The organism is Koromonas soli (assembly GCF_059726265.1).
This window is the reverse complement of record NZ_AP040872.1, coordinates 2,424,854-2,442,097: the sequence shown is the minus strand read 5'-3', so window position 1 is coordinate 2,442,097 and position 17,244 is coordinate 2,424,854. Positions and strand designations below refer to the sequence as shown.

At 53.0% G+C, this 17,244-nt stretch carries 14 protein-coding genes and 1 tRNA gene; 6 read left to right on the top strand and 9 right to left on the bottom strand.

Annotated features, from left to right (window positions below):
* Nucleotides 1-591 precede the first annotated feature (591 nt).
* From AC6IY8_RS10625 to AC6IY8_RS10600, 6 genes are all read right to left on the bottom strand, one after another.
* Nucleotides 592-2,160, bottom strand: a complete 1,569-nt coding sequence (locus tag AC6IY8_RS10625) for a ParB/RepB/Spo0J family partition protein (RefSeq protein WP_497774423.1) — start codon at nt 2,158-2,160, stop codon at nt 592-594.
* A gap of 107 nt (nt 2,161-2,267) precedes the next feature.
* Nucleotides 2,268-3,173, bottom strand: coding sequence for an ArdC-like ssDNA-binding domain-containing protein (locus AC6IY8_RS10620; protein ID WP_497774421.1), 906 nt, complete (start codon nt 3,171-3,173; stop codon nt 2,268-2,270).
* Nucleotides 3,174-4,328: 1,155 nt separating this feature from the next.
* Entirely contained in the window at nt 4,329-5,360 is a 1,032-nt protein-coding gene (locus AC6IY8_RS10615) for a DGQHR domain-containing protein (RefSeq protein WP_497774419.1), read from the bottom strand.
* 7 nt (nt 5,361-5,367) lie between these two features.
* Entirely contained in the window at nt 5,368-6,372 is a 1,005-nt protein-coding gene (locus AC6IY8_RS10610) for a hypothetical protein (protein ID WP_497774418.1), read from the bottom strand.
* Entirely contained in the window at nt 6,369-7,871 is a 1,503-nt protein-coding gene (locus AC6IY8_RS10605; RefSeq protein WP_497774417.1) for a DEAD/DEAH box helicase, read from the bottom strand. The genes AC6IY8_RS10610 and AC6IY8_RS10605 overlap by 4 nt, the downstream gene beginning before the upstream one ends.
* 384 nt (nt 7,872-8,255) lie before the next feature.
* Nucleotides 8,256-9,293, bottom strand: a complete 1,038-nt coding sequence (locus tag AC6IY8_RS10600) for a ParB N-terminal domain-containing protein (RefSeq protein WP_497774416.1) — start codon at nt 9,291-9,293, stop codon at nt 8,256-8,258.
* Nucleotides 9,294-9,436: 143 nt separating this feature from the next.
* On the opposite strand from AC6IY8_RS10600, the gene AC6IY8_RS10595 reads away from it, so the two are divergent.
* The 6 genes from AC6IY8_RS10595 to AC6IY8_RS10570 all read left to right on the top strand — a co-directional run bounded on the left by AC6IY8_RS10595 (nt 9,437) and on the right by AC6IY8_RS10570 (nt 15,536).
* A complete protein-coding gene (locus AC6IY8_RS10595; RefSeq protein WP_497774415.1) occupies nt 9,437-10,525 on the top strand; it encodes a DGQHR domain-containing protein in 1,089 nt (362 codons plus the stop codon).
* Nucleotides 10,525-12,135 carry a radical SAM protein gene (locus tag AC6IY8_RS10590; protein WP_497774414.1) on the top strand — a complete coding sequence of 537 codons (1,611 nt, stop codon included), beginning with the start codon at nt 10,525-10,527 and terminating at the stop codon, nt 12,133-12,135. The genes AC6IY8_RS10595 and AC6IY8_RS10590 overlap by 1 nt, the downstream gene beginning before the upstream one ends.
* Nucleotides 12,132-13,694, top strand: a complete 1,563-nt coding sequence (locus AC6IY8_RS10585; RefSeq protein ID WP_497774413.1) for an ATP-binding protein — start codon at nt 12,132-12,134, stop codon at nt 13,692-13,694. The genes AC6IY8_RS10590 and AC6IY8_RS10585 overlap by 4 nt, the downstream gene beginning before the upstream one ends.
* A 303-nt stretch (nt 13,695-13,997) precedes the next feature.
* Entirely contained in the window at nt 13,998-14,237 is a 240-nt protein-coding gene (locus AC6IY8_RS10580) for a helix-turn-helix domain-containing protein (protein WP_497774412.1), read from the top strand.
* Complete coding sequence (locus AC6IY8_RS10575; RefSeq protein ID WP_497774411.1) at nt 14,234-14,446, top strand: helix-turn-helix domain-containing protein; 213 nt, start codon at nt 14,234-14,236, stop codon at nt 14,444-14,446. Before AC6IY8_RS10580 ends, AC6IY8_RS10575 begins: the two co-directional genes overlap by 4 nt.
* 10 nt (nt 14,447-14,456) lie before the next feature.
* Nucleotides 14,457-15,536: a tyrosine-type recombinase/integrase gene (locus tag AC6IY8_RS10570; protein WP_497774410.1), complete on the top strand. Its 1,080-nt coding sequence runs from the start codon at nt 14,457-14,459 to the stop codon at nt 15,534-15,536.
* Between the two features lie 16 nt (nt 15,537-15,552).
* On the opposite strand, the gene AC6IY8_RS10565 is transcribed toward AC6IY8_RS10570, so the two are convergent.
* From AC6IY8_RS10565 to hpnH, 3 genes are all read right to left on the bottom strand, one after another.
* Nucleotides 15,553-15,627: transfer RNA gene (locus tag AC6IY8_RS10565), tRNA-Glu, on the bottom strand.
* 63 nt (nt 15,628-15,690) lie between these two features.
* Nucleotides 15,691-16,092 carry a hypothetical protein gene (locus AC6IY8_RS10560; protein WP_497774409.1) on the bottom strand — a complete coding sequence of 134 codons (402 nt, stop codon included), beginning with the start codon at nt 16,090-16,092 and terminating at the stop codon, nt 15,691-15,693.
* The gene (hpnH, locus tag AC6IY8_RS10555) at nt 16,089-17,198 is read right to left on the bottom strand and encodes an adenosyl-hopene transferase HpnH (RefSeq protein ID WP_497774408.1); all 1,110 of its coding nucleotides are present in this window, start codon (nt 17,196-17,198) and stop codon (nt 16,089-16,091) included. The genes AC6IY8_RS10560 and hpnH overlap by 4 nt, the downstream gene beginning before the upstream one ends.
* Nucleotides 17,199-17,244 lie beyond the last annotated feature (46 nt).

Below are 17,244 nucleotides of genomic sequence, written 5' to 3'. Positions count from 1 at the left end.
CGCACCGGGATCACCCAATCATTAATCCGGAGCAGAAGAAAGGGGAGCTCAGCGCCTCCGATCTTTTTCGCCAAGCGGCGAATTGCGTGCTCACGCACGAAACCATTGCGATGGAACGAGAAGATACCCAGGACGGAGGTCGAATCAATTGCAAGTCTGTCTAGCCGTTTCAGGACGTCCGGTTTCAATTCAACCCATTCGGAGAACTGCCCTCGTCGATACCATGAGATAGTTCGAACGGCTTCATCCAGCGATGGGAGGTCGATCACCTCCGCGCGTTGAAAGAGAGCCTCAATGGTGGATGCGGTAGCTCGAACAATCTCTGAAGAACTGTGTACCAACATCGGAGCAATTTCAGGGAGAGCCGCAAGTTCGCCTTGCAGCGCGATTGCCGAGAGCGCTTCAATCTTCGTCTGCTGTGATCGCCTCCAGAAGGAGTCAGGCCGATACAATTCCTCGACTAGCTGGGCGGCACTGGCGGACAGTTTCGGGAGCATTCGTTTGATTGTATGCTTGTGGCCTGAATGTTTTGCACAAAAGAACAGCGGAGTGCCAATGCACCCCGCTGTTTACCAAGGTTATTGTGATAGGTTAGGCAGCCGTCTTCTTCGTCTGTGACTTTGCTTTCTGCTGCTTCTTGGCGGCAGCCTGTTCCTTGGTGATGGTTTCGATTTTGGCAGTGTCGATCCGATACCGCTTTGCCGCCTCCAGCAGAGGATCTTCGGCTCCCTTGCTGCGCTGGTACGCCACATCGAGAAGACCGATTTCCAACAGAGCACGGCAGACTCCGGCTTCGTCATAGCTTGCGATACGTTTTGCAAGCAACGACTCCACCGAGGCACTGCTCTTGTCGGCTTCTACCTTGTGCCGCTTCGCCAAGGTCTGCGCCTGCGAGTACGGCAGTTTTGCCACTGCATACTGCGCAATCAGCACAAGGTCGGCCTTTTTGAGCGGCGTTCCCACCTTGGCCAGTACTGCGGCTAGGATGCGGTGCCGGATGGTGATGGCGAGTTTGTCCTGCTCGATGCGTTTGCGTTCCTCGGCGCGTTCGCGTTCCAGCTTTTGCGGAGAGGGGCGCTCGGGATGATGCACCCGGCAGTTGGGATCGGAACAAACTTTGACGATCTGGCCGCGCTTGCCGCCGTCCATCACGATAGCCTCAGCCATCTTCTCGCACGGCTTCTGTGCGGGAGAGAGCTTCGCACCACTTCCATTCGGTTTTGCCTTCTTGATCTCCAACTCCGTGTAGCGGCTGCGTCCGAGAGGCGCTCCTTCGCGGCTGCTCCATGCCGACGATATCTGCACTAGCTTGGGTTTCGATTCGATGGTCTGGGCGATATGCGCGTCCAACTTGGCTTGGAAGCACGCCGGATCGGTGCAGCTATCTTTACGCACATCCGAGAACAGAAGCGTGTTGAACCCGGTACGCTTCGCACAATTGGTGCAAGCTCCGGCTTCCGGCAATAGCTTCTCGTCCTGCTTGCTGAACGGTGCTGCCGCAAGCTCCAGCAGGATGTTCGACTCGATCCACGCTGCCAACTCGCGTACCGGAATCAATACCTGTTGATTGCCTTCGCTCGTCCACATGCTGCGGAAAGCGGCGGTGAATGCGGCCTGTTGCTGCGCGGCAGGAAGTTTGGCAATGAGCAAAGCATGACCGATGCCGATGCGGTCAGCAAGGAATGCTTCGGCAATCGGCGGGATTAACTCGGTTAGCCTGATGCGGCCTAGCACATAGGCTTCGCTCTTCCCGCTGCGTGCGGCAATGGTCGCGGGAGTGTAGGCGGCGTCTTTTAGATCGAGAAGGGCGCGAAAGCCGAGCGCTTCTTCCAGTGGGTGAATGTCTTCGCGCTGCAAGTTCTCAACGCACTGCGCCTCAATCGCGGCGGCGTCGGACAGTTCGACGACTCGAACCGGAACGGATTCGAGAGCGGCGATGCGGGCGGCACGCAAGCGGCGTGCTCCCGCTACGACTTCGTATTTGTCTTCCTCCACCTGGCGGACCAGCAGGGGCGCAAGCACGCCCTGGCTTTGCAGGCTGTTCGCCAACTCGTGAAGGTGCTCTTGATTGAAGCGGCGGCGCGGGTTGGTCGCAGACTCAACCAGCGCGGTGATAGGCAGGTTGCGGTATTCACTGACAGCGGCGGGATTCGTGGACATGGCAATAGCTCCTTTCGGCTTGGGTTGCGGTTTGGGTTTCGGCATCGAGACACACTTCGGCTGTGAACTCATCGCGGGGTTCTCCTTCGTCTCTCGGTTCTCTTCGGTTAGGCGGCGGCTTGTCGCGGTGCCTCCTCGGGGCTGAGTACCCCGAGGATCACGGCTGCGGTCTGCTGCACGATTTCGAGACTCTCCTGCAAGAGCTTGGCGTCTCCGTGGTAAAGCTGGATGTAGTCACTGGCGGCGGTCCCGGTTTCGAGTCCAATAGCTTTCGCGACGACAAACGCGATTGCCTCGGCTTCGGTTTCACGTACTCGCTTGGTAATCAGGCTGCGGCGTTCGGCCTTGTGCAACAACTCGTGCGCCACTTCATGCACTAGCGTGGTGAACTGCTCGGCCTCGGTCATGTCGGGAAGAAGCTGAATCTTGCCGCCGAAGGAAACGCCACGTGCGGGGGCAATCTCTTCCGAGTAGCCAAACGTAATGCCTCGGCTCATGACGAACTGCACCAGCCGTGCAAGGTTCTTGCCCACATCGCCCGAAACCTCATGCAAACTCGGCAGCGGGTCGCCATCGGTCTGCGTAATGTCCCAAACGTAAACCGGACGGAATCCGACCAACGGGCGCTCGGGGCTCCGGCTGTCCGAATCGCTCTCGTCGCTTGTCTGGCGGCGCCTCTTCGAGATCATCGGAGCAAAGATCATGATGCCTTTCTCGCCACGACGAACACGGCGGCCAAGCTGGTTCCATGTGTAGATTCCGGCAACGTTGGTTGCATCGGGCTTCTGGCTGGCAATCAACAGCACATTGCCAAAGCTGTATTTATGGAAACGGGCCATGGTGGTGAGGTACTGCGCGAGAACCTCGGAGTGTCCCTGCTCTAGCTGCTCAATCAAGTGCTCGATGTTGGCGGCAATGACGGCCTGTGTGCTCGGTCTTCCGTCGGCGCGAAGCGAGGCGACGAACGAAGAGTTGCTGCTGCGGTTGCTGTCGTTGTTGCTTGTAAATTCCATTGTTTTTTCCTTTTCTGCCGGTTCCGGCTGTTTTTGTTCTTCACTTGCCGCGACAGCGGACAAAAACGGGCGGAACGGTGAAAAGGACAGAACGGAGGACTCCGGAGGGTGGCAGGGCGCGAGTGGAGGCGCGGTGAGTGACAAACGTGTCTTTTGTTTGGCGCGAAACCGGCGCTGCCGAAGCGCCCGTCCGAGCCGCGCAGCGGCGTCCACCTGACGAGTCAGAAGTGGAAAGAAGACGCGGAGCCAGCTATGCAATCTTCCCCCAATAGCTTCCGAATACGATGTCAGGAGGATTAGGATTACGCGAGAGCCTATTTAAGCAGCTCTTGCAATACAGATTGGGTGATTAGACCAGGTGGGACCTTGGTAACGAGAGACCGCAACACCTTACTACGCTTACCGTTCCCCAGTCCTTGATACGCAAAACTGTCAACCCCGAGATAATTAGCAAAATACAGCGCTAGCCTCAACATCCCTTCAGTCACCTCCAATTGCTGAGCCAAAGGACCGGTTATAGACCTCAGCTTTTTGGGCGAGAAGGTGGAGTCGAGATGGAGAGCAGAACTGAAGGCTTCGAAGGTGTCATAGTTGATCAAATTGCGTGCACCTATCTGCCAAGCACGGTCGTGATTTACGGGGATTGTCACGGATACCAGCTCGGAGGGAACCCAGGGAGAGATAGCGTTGCAGCCCTCATAAAAGAAATCCCAGAATACCTTGTGACTTCCTGTGTATCCGGAAGGAGATTGCGCACGGCGCGTGATTCTAAAAATCTGAGTGTTAGGACTTCCTTGCTCGACATCTACGAGACGGCTGAAGTGGGACCATACGCCGAACATGCCGAGAATCGCATTTGCCCCAAAAAAAGAAGAATAGTACAAGGTTACATGTGCCCATGGAGCGTTGCTGGGTATGAACATGTCTAGCGCACGCCTATATCCGGCCACCCCAAACAGAATCCATCTTTCCACAGAGTTCAGGAGGCTAGTTCGGTGTACGTCGAAGTATGCAGTACCTTCCGTAAGTCTCGTGATCCTTGGGCTGAGGCTCTCGTGAAACGCCGCCAAGGACTGGCCTGCGCCTGGCACATGCGCGGGAAGTGGCCTACAGAAATATTTAGCTTCGGTGATATCTAACAGGCGCATCACGGTCCTATGCGAATACTTGTTTCTTCATTTCCTGATAAAGATCTGTGACGCCTGCGGAACCCTGTGCCGCGCGGACCCGCTCTTCAGACAAGGTCGCCGGATCGATCTTCCTAAGCTCCTTCAAGAAGAAATCGGCTGTCAATTTATCGAGTGATTTGGTCTGCAAAACTAGGTCAAGGAGGAGGCGGACCAATGCACGGAGGACCCTTGCCTTGTAATAGGTGCTAGCTGGGTCGCCCCAACCAGCGGGGTTCAGCGACCGCACTGCAGAGAAAAAGCGAATGAGTAAAGTGGCATACTCTTCGAAAGTGGGTTCAATCGCCTTGTTCACCCGACTTACAAGAGTTTTGAGTTCCGGGGCAAGCGAGCCTTGCTTTATGCTCACCTCCTTCTGCTCTCCTGTAAGGTCGATTGCATAGTAAAACGGACTATCGTTTCGTGTTGAAAGCTCGAAGACTAGCTCCGAAGCTGTGACCGCTGCTTGATCCCCAGCTGGCCGAACTAACCTGACGAGATCCCATCGTAGCGAAGAAGGAACTTTCCTTTGGTTGTCATTGATTTCGAGAAATAGCTCCGCCATCTCTTTCTCGGATTTCCCCAGATGAACAATGCATGCATACTGTCCATCCTTTTGCGAGAAATTCTGTGCCCACAGCCGATGCTGTCCATCTACGACGAGGAATTTTGCCTTATCTGTGAGAACAATGTCATTACCCTCGGTTTTTAGGGCCTTGATGTCCGTTGCCAGCGTTATAGCGTTAGGGAACGTTCTCCCTTGATCGAGTACGGTCCGAGCAATCTGCTTCGCGCGGTCTTCCCGCACCAACCGCTGGAAACCTCTTTGTGGATCTTTCAGTCGCCACGAAGGGGTTGTGTGCGTCAGAAGCCATGAGCCGGGAAGAACAGTCAAATAGACGGCGGGCGTGGTTTGCAATAGGATTGCTGGCGCGCTCTTGTCTTTTGTTGTGGTGGGCTTCCTAGTCTGTTCCACGTTATAGCCTTTCAGTTTACCTTTTGCCAGCACTTCCGCCTGCACTCTGCGTTTATTTCAGCTTGCGCAGCAGTGCTGAACTGCCCGCACTGATTTTTCTCATTTCAAATCGAAGTTTCGATCGCATTTGACCGTCTGTGGACGAAAGCTCGTCCCGAGTCTCTTTCAACGTCAACCACTTCCGAAAAGCGATTAATTTCTTCAAGGGTACGTTGTCGCCACCGCACCGACATGCATGGCGATATGACTTATTGAAGCTCCACTCGCCGGATACAAATTTGCTTAGTGCAGCCCCGGGAGCGGAGCATATGACTTGTAACTTGTCCCTGACATCAACTGCTCGCTCAATTTCATCAGAATTGATCTTCCCTACGATAAGGTCATCGAGGTCAGGATACGTGACACGAGCCTGCTTGATCTTAGTTGATTTCAAGTACTCGTCGTAGTAGCTCCATCTATTGATATCCATTTCATTACGAGAAAGCATGAACCCATAGGTTTCCACGAGATGTTTAACCTTTTGAGAGGAGATTCCAATCTCGAGCGCAAGTGCCTTGACGTCTTGACGATGTTGCTGAAGGCGACGATAAAGAAACCCGGCTTGTTCGTAAGGTGCCCAGTCCTTCTTCCCCTTTATGTGGAACTCCCCAAGCAAAGCGAATATCAAGGACTCGTCAACGTCGGCCGGCAGGACTGTGCATTTAATTCTCCCCCATTTGATCGGATCCACCTTTGCTAGGTGTCGATACGCGGCAAGTCGACTGTTGCCTTCGAGCACTTCGAAGCCACCATCCTTCACCACGAGCGCCTCTATCAGGCCCCCATTCGTCTTGATGGACTGCACGAGTGCTTTTACATGGTCCATCTCCAGCAGCCGGTCCTGAATTTCCTGCTGGCTAGGGACGTGTCCATCACCGCGTAAAACCGAATACACGCGTGGATTATCAGCATAGAACCGAAGCTTGGTCTGTTCCAGCATTCGCGTTTGCGTAGGTATCTCTACCCCACGTACGAGGAGTACATTGTTCGCCTGTTCAGCCGTTGCTGCACCGGTCATTGTTCATCTCCCAAGCCCAAGACATCATGAATCATTGCTCCGAACACATAGCTAGCGTCTTTCTGATACTCAGCACGGGTTATATCGCCCTGGGCGAGCATCGCTGCGAGTTTCTTTGCGGAGAGCAGCACATCTACCCAGTCGTCTATCGTGTCATCCGCGACCAAGTTGTGTACGAAGCATTTGCGTTCCTGGGAAATTCTATGAATTCGATCCTGTGCCTGCAAGTAATCATCAAGGCTGAAGACGCGGTCGTAGAAAATCGCATGATTTGCGACTGTAAGAGTAAGACCTTCCTTCGCAGAGCCAGGAGTAGCAATCAAGACCCGGGTGTCTGAGTCTTGCTTGAATCGATTGAGCGATACGGCTCGTTCCTCATACACCATTTTCCCGCTAATCCGCACAGCTCCGAATTCATGCAATTCGCGGGCTAACCAATTCACATTCTCAGTAAAGGATGTCCATACAATTACTTTCTCACCCGAATCAGCTATTTCTTCAATCATGGAGCGCAGCACCGGGAGTTTGCCCGGCTCACGGCGATAAGATTGGTCTACGAGCGCAGGATTAGAGGCAACTTCGACGAGCCGTATCAACCGCTTGAGTATCTCGTCCGCTTGATCGAGCTGAGGAACTCCATTTCGTACGACTATAGCTGCACATTCTGTTTTGAAATGGTCATAAAGTTCCCGCTGTCGGTCTTCCAACGTCACGGCAACATTGAAAATCTCTTTCTGTGGAAGAACGATTCCCGCAGATGCCTTAGTCGCACGAACCGAGAACGGAGAAATCTTCCCGAATAAGGACGCAAGAGCGTCCTGAAATCTTGCTACGCGTGCGGGATCAAATGACAACTTATTTGAGAGATCCAGCTGACTTTTGAATTCGGAAAACTGATTACCAAGCGACCGGCCAGCATCCAAGAAAAATATCGGAGCCCAGATATCATACGGTCGGTTTGCTACGGGTGTCCCAGTCATTATCACTCGGCGTTTGAACCCCTTTGCGAGAGCAAAGAACACCTTGGTCATCCCTGATTCTGGATTCTTGATCTTGTGTGCCTCGTCAAGCACAATGCCAACGCGGCGAGTTTTCAAAAACAGATCTAAACGTTTCTGTTCCTTATGGAAGACCTCATAATGGGTCAGGTACAGCCGCGCGGGACTGTTGAACGCATAGAAATTCGCGTGACGATTTTGCCCTAGAATTCTTGGTTCAAGATAGGAGTGAGCGGACAATTCGCTTTTCCAGTTCTCAATGAGCGCTCGCTTCGTTACAACTATTGCGGAATCAACGACGTCATGGGTCAACCAAAAAAGAATCAGATCAACCCCAATTTTCGTCTTCCCTAGCCCTGGTTCGTGAAACACCGCGCCATAGTCAAGATTGGCGAGAGCTTGAACCGCTTCCGACTGATATACAAACGCATTCAGTTTGGCAACGAGCTTGTCATCACGTTCACGCTTGAGGTGTAACCGTGGCTCCGTTTGTGATTCCATCGAGTATCACCGTCGTAGGGTTCTGAATTGCGCCGCAATCAACCAAAAAGCTCGAAAGTAGCCTTCGAGCAAACAACGAAGCTTGCCAAGGAACGGCGAGCAGGAAGAGCCCTTGCTCTTGCGCCGCGACAAACCGGAGAAACTCATATATCTGCTTCTGAGAGTGCGCCGTTTGCAAATCCGTAGCTGTCTTTGCTTCTCCCAGGATGACCGTGGTCCTAGGTGCATTTTGTGCAAAGACGTCAGGAACAAACCCGTACACTCTTGGCGGCTTGTCGATGCTTCCCGGGAGATCGGTACAAACTACAAAACGCTCCGGTGGAAAGCCACACCGAACGTACTGCAATATCCGGTTGACGAGTTGAATATGTTCCGCTGATTCGCTCATCCTTCTTGTACAACTTTCAAAAGAGAATTCAGAGCGTCCACCGCTTCGGTGAAGCTTTGCACCGTTTCACCACCGGGGTCTTTCTTAAGTGTTTCGAGTTCTGCGAAGGTGAGGTTGTATACTGCGGTGCTGATCGCTCCAGCGAGCTGGCTGATAGTTGCTTGCGACAGTGCAGTATCGAGGGAGGGCTTTTCCAGTAGCTCGGCAGCTTTGCGTGCACCTAGTCGTAGAAATACCTCAGTTGCTTGCGGGTGCCTGAATATCCGAGGGAGCAGCCTGATCGTATTCAGAGGATAGAGCTTTTGCTCATGAACCCACTTAGCGAAATCTGCTAACGAATGATTTGACTGGAGAACCGCTTCTTTGATGCCGGGTTTTTGTAATTCCACAAAACCTGAAAAGCGGCTCGTGTCGAAACTTCCTTCGGGGACAATCGGTCTGTAGTACCTCTCCATCTCCGAGTAGGCAGTGATGAATTCGCCAATTTCCCTACTTCGACCGCCGCAAAGCTCCGAGAGTTGGGAAAGTGGAACCTGTTTATCAACGTGCAGATGGTGTAGGTACTTGGCTTTGGAGTAAGGATCCCAAGGCCGAATTCCGACGAGGTGCGCTTGTAGCCGGATAGAATCGACCTGAAGTTCAGCCATTCCCGCGTAAACCAGAGCTGGGATTTGAGCCCAATTGCCGGGTCTGTTCTCTTCGAGGAAGTTCTTGTAGAGTGCGAGTCTGGTGTTGCCTTCGACACAGATTAGTGTGCCGTCACTGCGTCTGTTTACAATGATGGGCTGAATGATCCCACCATTGCTAAGAATGGAATTCTTGAGCTTTTCAAAGGTGGTACTGCTGTCGCTCTCGTCATCGCCAGCCGCACCGAGAGCAAGGTAGAACTGCTCTGGTGTCGGATTGTCGCCGTAGGCCTCCAAGAATTTACGGATTCTCGGATTGTCCTTGTCCAGTTGGATGTCTTTAATGCGTAGTACCTCAACTACGGCAGATCCAACATTCGAACCAACGCACACTCCGGCGTTCGTCATTTTTCCCTCAATATTTGCAAATTAAGAGCTCAATCAGAGTACTGCTCTTTAAAACGGAGTTCAAGATGTAAGTCCTTTAACATGAAACTGATACGCCCACCAGCGCAGCGCAGCAATTCGAGCCTTCCATGTGCAGGCTTATCGTGGCATACTTGCATCGGATGAATGCAGTTTGCTACGGAAATCAGTTCAAGTACGACGCTCGGGTGATGAACATGTTTGTTCCAGTCCGCATTTCAGGTGTCATTGGAAGGTCAGCTACAAGAGATGTCTTCCTCGGTTTTGCTCCGGCAAGTCTACTTCACAGGCTCAGCTTCGCTGATGTTCTTGATCAAGACACGGGTCGCGGTTATCAGCGCAAGTTCAACCCACAACACAGCCTCGATTTCCGGAAGTACATACAAAAATCGACTAGCTCGACGATTCCGCTGACCTTCAATTTGCGCCCTGGGAACGAAGCTGTCTGTGCAATCGAAACGGGGCCGCAGAACCTTGCATTCATGAACATCTCGCCGGACGCGGGCAAAATACTGGCGCAAGTTGACTGCCAACATCGACTGGGGTACTTGAACGATTTGGACGTGGAACTTCCTTTCATGTGCTTTCTGGGTCTCAACGAACGAGCAGAAATGGAAGTGTTCAGCGTTATCAACAGTAAAGCCAAAGGGCTGAGCACGAGTCTTCTTGATTTTCACGATGCTGGGCTTGCGCAGGACCTCGCGGCCGAAAGACCTGAACTCTTCATCGCCCTTCAGCTGAATAACAACAGCGACTCGCCTTGGCACCGGCAGCTTGATTTCGGCGGAACTAGCACCTCGGGCCTGAGACGTCGTGCATCGTTGAGAACAATGCAAAAAGCGGTGAAGAGATTTCTGCTTCAGACCAAGGCTCTGCGTCTTAATGGAGCGGCAGAGGTCGCGCGAGTCGTCATCGATTTCTGGGCTGCCGTAGCTGTTGTAATCCGAGATGCCTGGGATAATCCGCGAAAGTATCTAGTCACCAAGGGCGTTGGCGTATACGCACTTATGTCGATCGCCGCGGACCTATACCAGGAAGCTAGTGGGCAAGTGCCTGATAAGCGTTACTTTGAGGCAAAGCTATCAGAGTTTCTGCCTGAGTTGGATTGGAGCTCTCGTGGGATCCTAAGTGGATTGGGCGGGGAAGGCGGAGTGAAAACCGCAATAACAATCATTCGGAATGAGCGAGCGCAACGAAAGCTTAGGGTGGTCTAATGGCTGGAAAAAAGATCCTTTTGATTGAACCTGGTTACCGGAACAAATATCCCCCTCTTGGGCTGATGAAGATTGCTCAGTACCACGGTCCCTTTGGGAAACAAGACGAAGTGCGTTTCATTAAGGGGGAAGACCGCACTGTTCTTACTAGTGCATGGGATCGCATCTATGTGACGACGTTATTTTCGTTCGAGTTCGCGAGAATCGCAGAAGCAATTGACTTCGCGCTATATGCCGCTAATGGTCAAGCAGACAAAGTTTTTGTGGGCGGAATAGCTGCGTCGCTTATGCACGAAAAGTTCCTCCAGGAGCCTCGATGGCATGGGATTCGCTTTATAAAAGGACTCCTTGGTTCTTCACCTGCCGAAGCTCTGCACCTTGACGAGTTCTCGGAAGAGCTTTACTCCGACGACCGCTTCGGAACTCCGATTGAGGACTTGATTCCTGATTACAGTATTCTCGATCAGATTTCATACAAATACCCTGTCTCAGATGCCTACTTCGCCTATGCTTCGCGCGGCTGCATTCGCAAATGCAGTTTCTGTGGCGTGCCAAAGCTTGAAGGTGATCAGAGAGACACAGAGTCTATTACGGCGATAGTTAACGGCGTGAGCCGCCTGTACGGTGAAAAGAAAGATCTCACCTTGATGGACAACAACGTCGTCGCGTCTGCGAAATTCAAAGAAATTATCGCGGAAATTCGTGATTTAGGGTTCGCTCCTGGCGCAAAGCTCAGATCCAGAAAGATCCCCGTGCAGAGGCGGGTTGACTTCAATCAAGGAGTTGACGCACGGATACTGTGCAAGGACCCGATGTATCTGCGCGAACTTGCTTCTATCTGCATTAAGCCTCTCAGGATTGCCTTCGATCATCTCGGGGTCCGCAAGCCATACGAAACGGCAATCAGGATTGCACATGGGTTTGGACTAGACGAATTATCGAATTACATGCTTTATAACTTCCATGACACACCTGCCGATTTGTACGAGAGAATGCGCCTGAATGTAGATTTGAACAATGAATTAGGTATTCGCATTTGGTCGTTTCCGATGCGGTTTCAGCCCACTGACAGAGCCGACCGGGGTCACGTTGGCGAAAAATGGACAAGATATCAGCTTCGCTCAATGCAAATCATTCTCCAAGCGACACATGGTGTGGTCAGTGGCAATCCCGAGTTCTTCTTCGAGGCCTTTGGTGAAAGCGTAGAACACTTCGATGAGCTCCTTCTCTACCCACATCATTACATTTTCAACCGATTTTGGTACAAGCATGAGGGCGGGAGAGCGGAGTTCGAGGAATATCGCACGAAAATGTCTCATCTGTCTGACTCCGAAAAGCGGGAGCTTCTATCGCTTCTGTCCTCGTCAGATCCCAGGGAATTTTCAAAGCTCACGATGAATACCGAGAACAGAGCAGTGCAGGATGTGCTTCAACATTACATCCCACTGGCAAAAGAGAAAGAGGCAAAGCTGTGGTCTAAGCGTGCAAAACAGACAAGAAGAGATATCGAAATTCCAGACGACGAACGCGTTGAAGATGCAGGTTTGTCGGAGGCATCAATGAGCGAAAACAAGAGAATGGCTTTGGAAGGACAATTGACACTGCTATGAGTACAGCGGTTGTAGACTTGAAGCTGCCCGAGCATCCTTGGAAACAGCGCTCGACACCACTTACGGTCGGTAAGGACATACTGGAACTCCTCAGTACTTCTATGTACGTGGATCCGATCACGCTGTACCGGGAATATATCCAGAATGCTGCTGATGCTATCGATGACGCCCGAACAATCGGAGTTCTTAGTAGCTCTGACCCCGGCAAGGTAGATGTAATAATTGATCAAGCCAACCGCAGAATTCGAATCAGGGACAACGGCACGGGGGTGGGCTCTAGCGAATTTGAGCAGCGATTGAGTGCATTTGGTGCGAGCACAAAGCGTGGCACTAATGCTCGGGGGTTCCGAGGTGTCGGCAGACTAGCAGCGCTCGGCTTCTGCCAAGAGTTGACTTTCCGCTCTCGCGCTGCCGGTGAGAGCTTTGCTTATGAGATGAAATGGGACTGCCGCAAAATCAAGATTGCTCTGCGGGCCTCGGATTGTAAGACTCTTGAGGATGTTGTTTCTCAGTGTGTCGAAATACGACCGACTACTTGTTCGGACCTTCGCGATCATGGATTTGAGGTTGAGCTTAAGGGTGTCGTAAGGCACAGTAGCGACGCGCTGTTGAACCCACACCACGTATACCATTACCTGTCACAAGTTGCTCCCGTTCCATTCTCACCTGATTTCACGCAAGGCGAATTCATCGAGGGTTCTTTGGGCGATGTTTTTGCGAAGAATCGCCTCAATGTAAGTGTCTCCGGCGTGACAGGGCTCGTTTTGCGTCCGCACCGAGACACGCTTAATCTCCCGTCTGGTGGACAGCTGCAACTTGTCGAAAAACCTGAGATTGTGCGTATTCCTGCAAACGATGGTGGAGAGGCGGCTGTCGGTTGGGTTTTGCACCACGAATATAGAGGGGCCATTCCTTTTCCCGAGATCCGCGGGCTAAGGTTCAGAACCGGAAACATCCAAGTGGGTGGAAATGATCTGGTGCAGGACTGCTTTCAGGAGCCAAGATTCAACTCATGGACAGTCGGCGAAATTCACATTGTTGACCGGCGAATTGTTCCGAATGGAAGGCGTGACCATTTTGAACACAACATCCACTTCGACAATCTCGTAAATCATATTTCAGTTGTTGCTAGGGATATTGGTGCACGGTGCCGAACCAGTTCCACTCAACGAAACTGGGTAAGACGCTTCGAACAACATAGAAGCAAGATTCAGGAAAAGCTCGACATCCTCGCGAAAGGCGCTTTTGGGGAAAGTGGTCGGCGAACACTTGAAGCGGAGATGGCGTGCGAATTTGACGAGCTTCGTAAGATCGCAGTCAAGTCTCTGTTCCCCGAGAGCTTGAGGTCGGAGCTCTCTGCAGAAGTCGAGAGAATGTGCAACAGCACAAGTCGCTCGATAAGGGCACAGAAAGCCCATCGTAACTTACGCAAGCTTTCTGCCGTCAAGCGAAATGTGTATGAGCACGCGTTCGAGCTCATCTACAAACATTGCGAGCAACAGAACATGGCCACGAAGCTGATTGAGGCGATGCTCGCAGAGTTGGGGAAAACCGTCTGACTTTGAGTCCTTTCCTGAAATCTTAATTCAAGACGGTTCGGTTGGTCATCAGATCGATCTACGTAAGCGGCAAGTATGCTCCTCAGGCGCGCAGCCTGAGGAGCATGGTCGTCCTAAGATGTGGTGGGGGCCGCAAACATCGCCGATTGAATCGAGTCTCGCGAACTCCTCCTTATAGCTGCCGTCTATATATCCGTTCCCGCAAAGTCTTAGACACTCTCCTCATTTCGCACTACTCTCTGGGCACTCTGGCAGGTTCTCCGAATCTGCGAAAACACCTTGACCAGCCCAAGGAGTTCCGAAATGTCCGTTGCGGTTCAAAAGCCCAACCTGTCCTTGCAGAAAGCCGTGGAGTTCGAGCGCCTACTCGACAGCGACGAAGCGGCCTCTCTGCTCAAGATCCACCCAAAAACTCTCCAGCGCATGGCGCGCCAGGGGAAGATCGCCGGAACGCAGATTGGGAAGCTCTGGCGTTTCCGGGCCTCCGATCTCGACCACTGGTTCCAATCGGCTCATCGCTCCGGAAAGGAGCGTCAGCAATGAAAGCCGACTGGAGCAACACAGTAAGGTTGTTGAGCACAAAGCAGGTCTCCGAGATTCTCGGTCTTCCGGAGAGCACTCTTCGATATTGGCGGTGTGCGGGACTAGGGCTTCCGTACGTCAAATTAGGCGGAAGAATCAAGTATGATGAGGCTGACGTACACGCCTACGTCAAAGCCAACAAGCGCATTCCATCCGTGCGGGCCGCATAGGAGAAATGCCTTGGCGCTTTTCAGGCGTAAAGATAGCGACGTCTTCTGGTACGACTTCACGGAAGGGGGAGTCCGCTACCGCGGGTCAACCAAAGAGAAGACGCAGGCCCGTGCCCGATCGGTGGAGTCTGAGCTGATCGCGAAAGCACGAAACCGTCAACTTTCGCCCACCGCGAAAAAGCCGCCTTTGTTTCGCGATTTCGCCGACACCTTTACCGAATACATGGAAAAGACGCGGCGAGGTTCCGGTACAAAAGCGTACTACCGCACCGGGTTGAACATCTTGCTCACGAAGCCGCTCGCCGCAATGCGTCTGGACGCGATCACGACCAAGGTGATCGACACGACCCAGTTCGAGGGATCGGGTTCGCACGTGAACTGCAGCTTGCGCACTTTGAATCGCATGATGCATTTAGCTTGTGAGTGGGGTTACCTGGCGAAACCGCCCAAGATCAAGCTGGCGCGAGAAAAGAAGCGTACGGCAACGTTCAGCGGCGAGACTGAGAGCTTAACCCTCGCATCACTGCCTCAGCCCTGGAAAGATGTCTTCCTGCTGATGCTCGATACCGGGATGCGCAATCAGGAAGCGGTCGCGCTGCGGTGGCAACACATCAACTTCGAAAACCAACACATCTACAATCCACGGGTCAAAGCCGAGGACACGGACGGCTGGATTCCCATGAGCGACCGCTTAAAGCAGGTACTTGAGGAGCGGAAGAAGAAGAGAACGAAGTGGGAGCAGAAGTCCGAATGGGTGTTTCCGTCGAAAAAGGCGAAGACAGGGCACCTTTGGCCGAATCTCTGGCGTCCGTTTTCCAAGATGCGGAAAGAGAAGAAGCTGCCGAGTGATCTGGTTCCGTACGCAGCGCGGCACACCTTCGGCACCGACATGCTGGCAATGAGCGGGGACATTGTGTTCGTCGGAAAACTGATGGGGCATCGCAACGTCACCACCACGGCGCGTTATATGCACCCGAGCATTGGAAAAGCAAAAGATCTTCTGAACAAGAGAAACGCGGAGCGTGCGGAAGGCTTACGTCACGTTTCACGTCACGGTGAGGAAAATCAGACCTTAGAAGAGGAAGCCTAACTTGTTGAAAAGGCTTTGGTAGCGCTACCGGGAATCGAACCCGGGTTTTAAGATTGAGAATCTCACGTCCTAACCCCTAGACGATAGCGCCACAGGAACAGCTTCAATATAACAAATCGAGCGGCGAACGCAAAGCTGTGCAGAACACCAGCACCTACTCGCGTTCATCCGGATGCAGTCCGATTCCCGTTTCGCCTGCCGCTTTCTTTTCCATGTACTTCTTCACCCACGCTTCCCAGCTTTTTCCAGCCGCCGTGTCCCGTCCCGAAAAAGCCAGGCCCGCGATGTCGGCATAAGCTATATCGCGTTTGTTCGAGCTGTCCTGCGGCAGGATGCGGACATAAGAGTTTGCCAGCGTGTCACCCGGTCGGCGGTCGAACACAAATCCCACCACCGTTTCACCGTTCTTCAGCGAGACGGTCACATCCCCGCGATAGTCAAACGCCTGTTCCAGTGCCGTGCGCAACTCCTTTTCATCTGCCAGCGTCGGAACCCATCCCTGCAATGTCTCGCGCGTCACGTCCATCTCCTGGGTAGTCATCCCCTCGATGCTCATCGCGTCTCCTGCGGCGTGCCATCTATCTGCACCAGCGAAGCCTGCTGTGCGGCCTTGCGCGGAGCCTGCAATGCGGCCAGCGCCTCGGGATCGTCGTAGGTCGAGAGCATGCCTTTCACCGTTGCCGCCAGTCCGCCAAGCGAGCCGAAGGTGTGGTTCACGGCCGAGGGCTCATATCCGCAATGCACCATGCAGTTCGCACATTTCGGATTTCCGCTCTTCTCGCCGTAGTTGTCCCAATTCGTTTCTTCGATCAGTTCCTTGAACGAATCTGCGTAGCCGTCCTGCAGCAGATAGCAAGGTTTCTGCCAGCCAAACATCGTGTACGTCGGAATGCCCCACGGAGTGCAGTCGTACTGGCGCTTGCCCATCAGGTACTCGAAGAACAGCGGAGTCGCGTTGAATCTCCAGCTTCGCTTGCGATTGCTCAATATCTGGCGGAACAGCTCGCGCGTGCGTTCCTTGCCGAGGAAGTGTTCCTGGTCTGGAGCCTTGTCATAGCTATATCCCGGCGAAACCATCATGCTCTCGACGCCCATTTCCATCATGTCGTCAAAGAAGTGCCGCACGCTCGCCGGATCAGCGCCATCGAACAGTGTCGAGTTCGTCGTTACCCGGAAGCCCTTTGCGATGGCCTCTTTCATCGCTTCCACCGCGATGTCATACGTGCCCTCGCGGCAGACCGAAAAGTCGTGGTGGTCGCGCTCGCCATCCAGATGCACCGTAAAGGTGAAGAACTTGCTCGGCTTAAACAGGTGCATCTTTTCTTTCAGCAGCAGTGCATTCGTGCACAGATACACATACTTGCCGCGATCGATCAGGCCCTGCACAATTTCGCCAATCTGTGGATGCAGCAGCGGTTCGCCCCCGGGAATATTCACGATGGGCGCGCCTGCTTCCTCCACTGCGCGGAAGCATTCTTCCGGTGTTAGCTGGCTTTTCAGGATGTGTGCGGGATACTGCACCTTGCCGCAGCCTGCGCAGGCAAGATTGCAACGAAAGAGCACTTCCAGCATCACGACAAGCGGGTAGTGTTTGCGCCCTTGCAGTCGGTTCTTGAGCACATAACTACTCACCGCCCACATTTGAGAGACTGGAACTGCCATTTAGCGACATCCTCCATAGCTATGGTAACTGATTCCGCACCTGCCG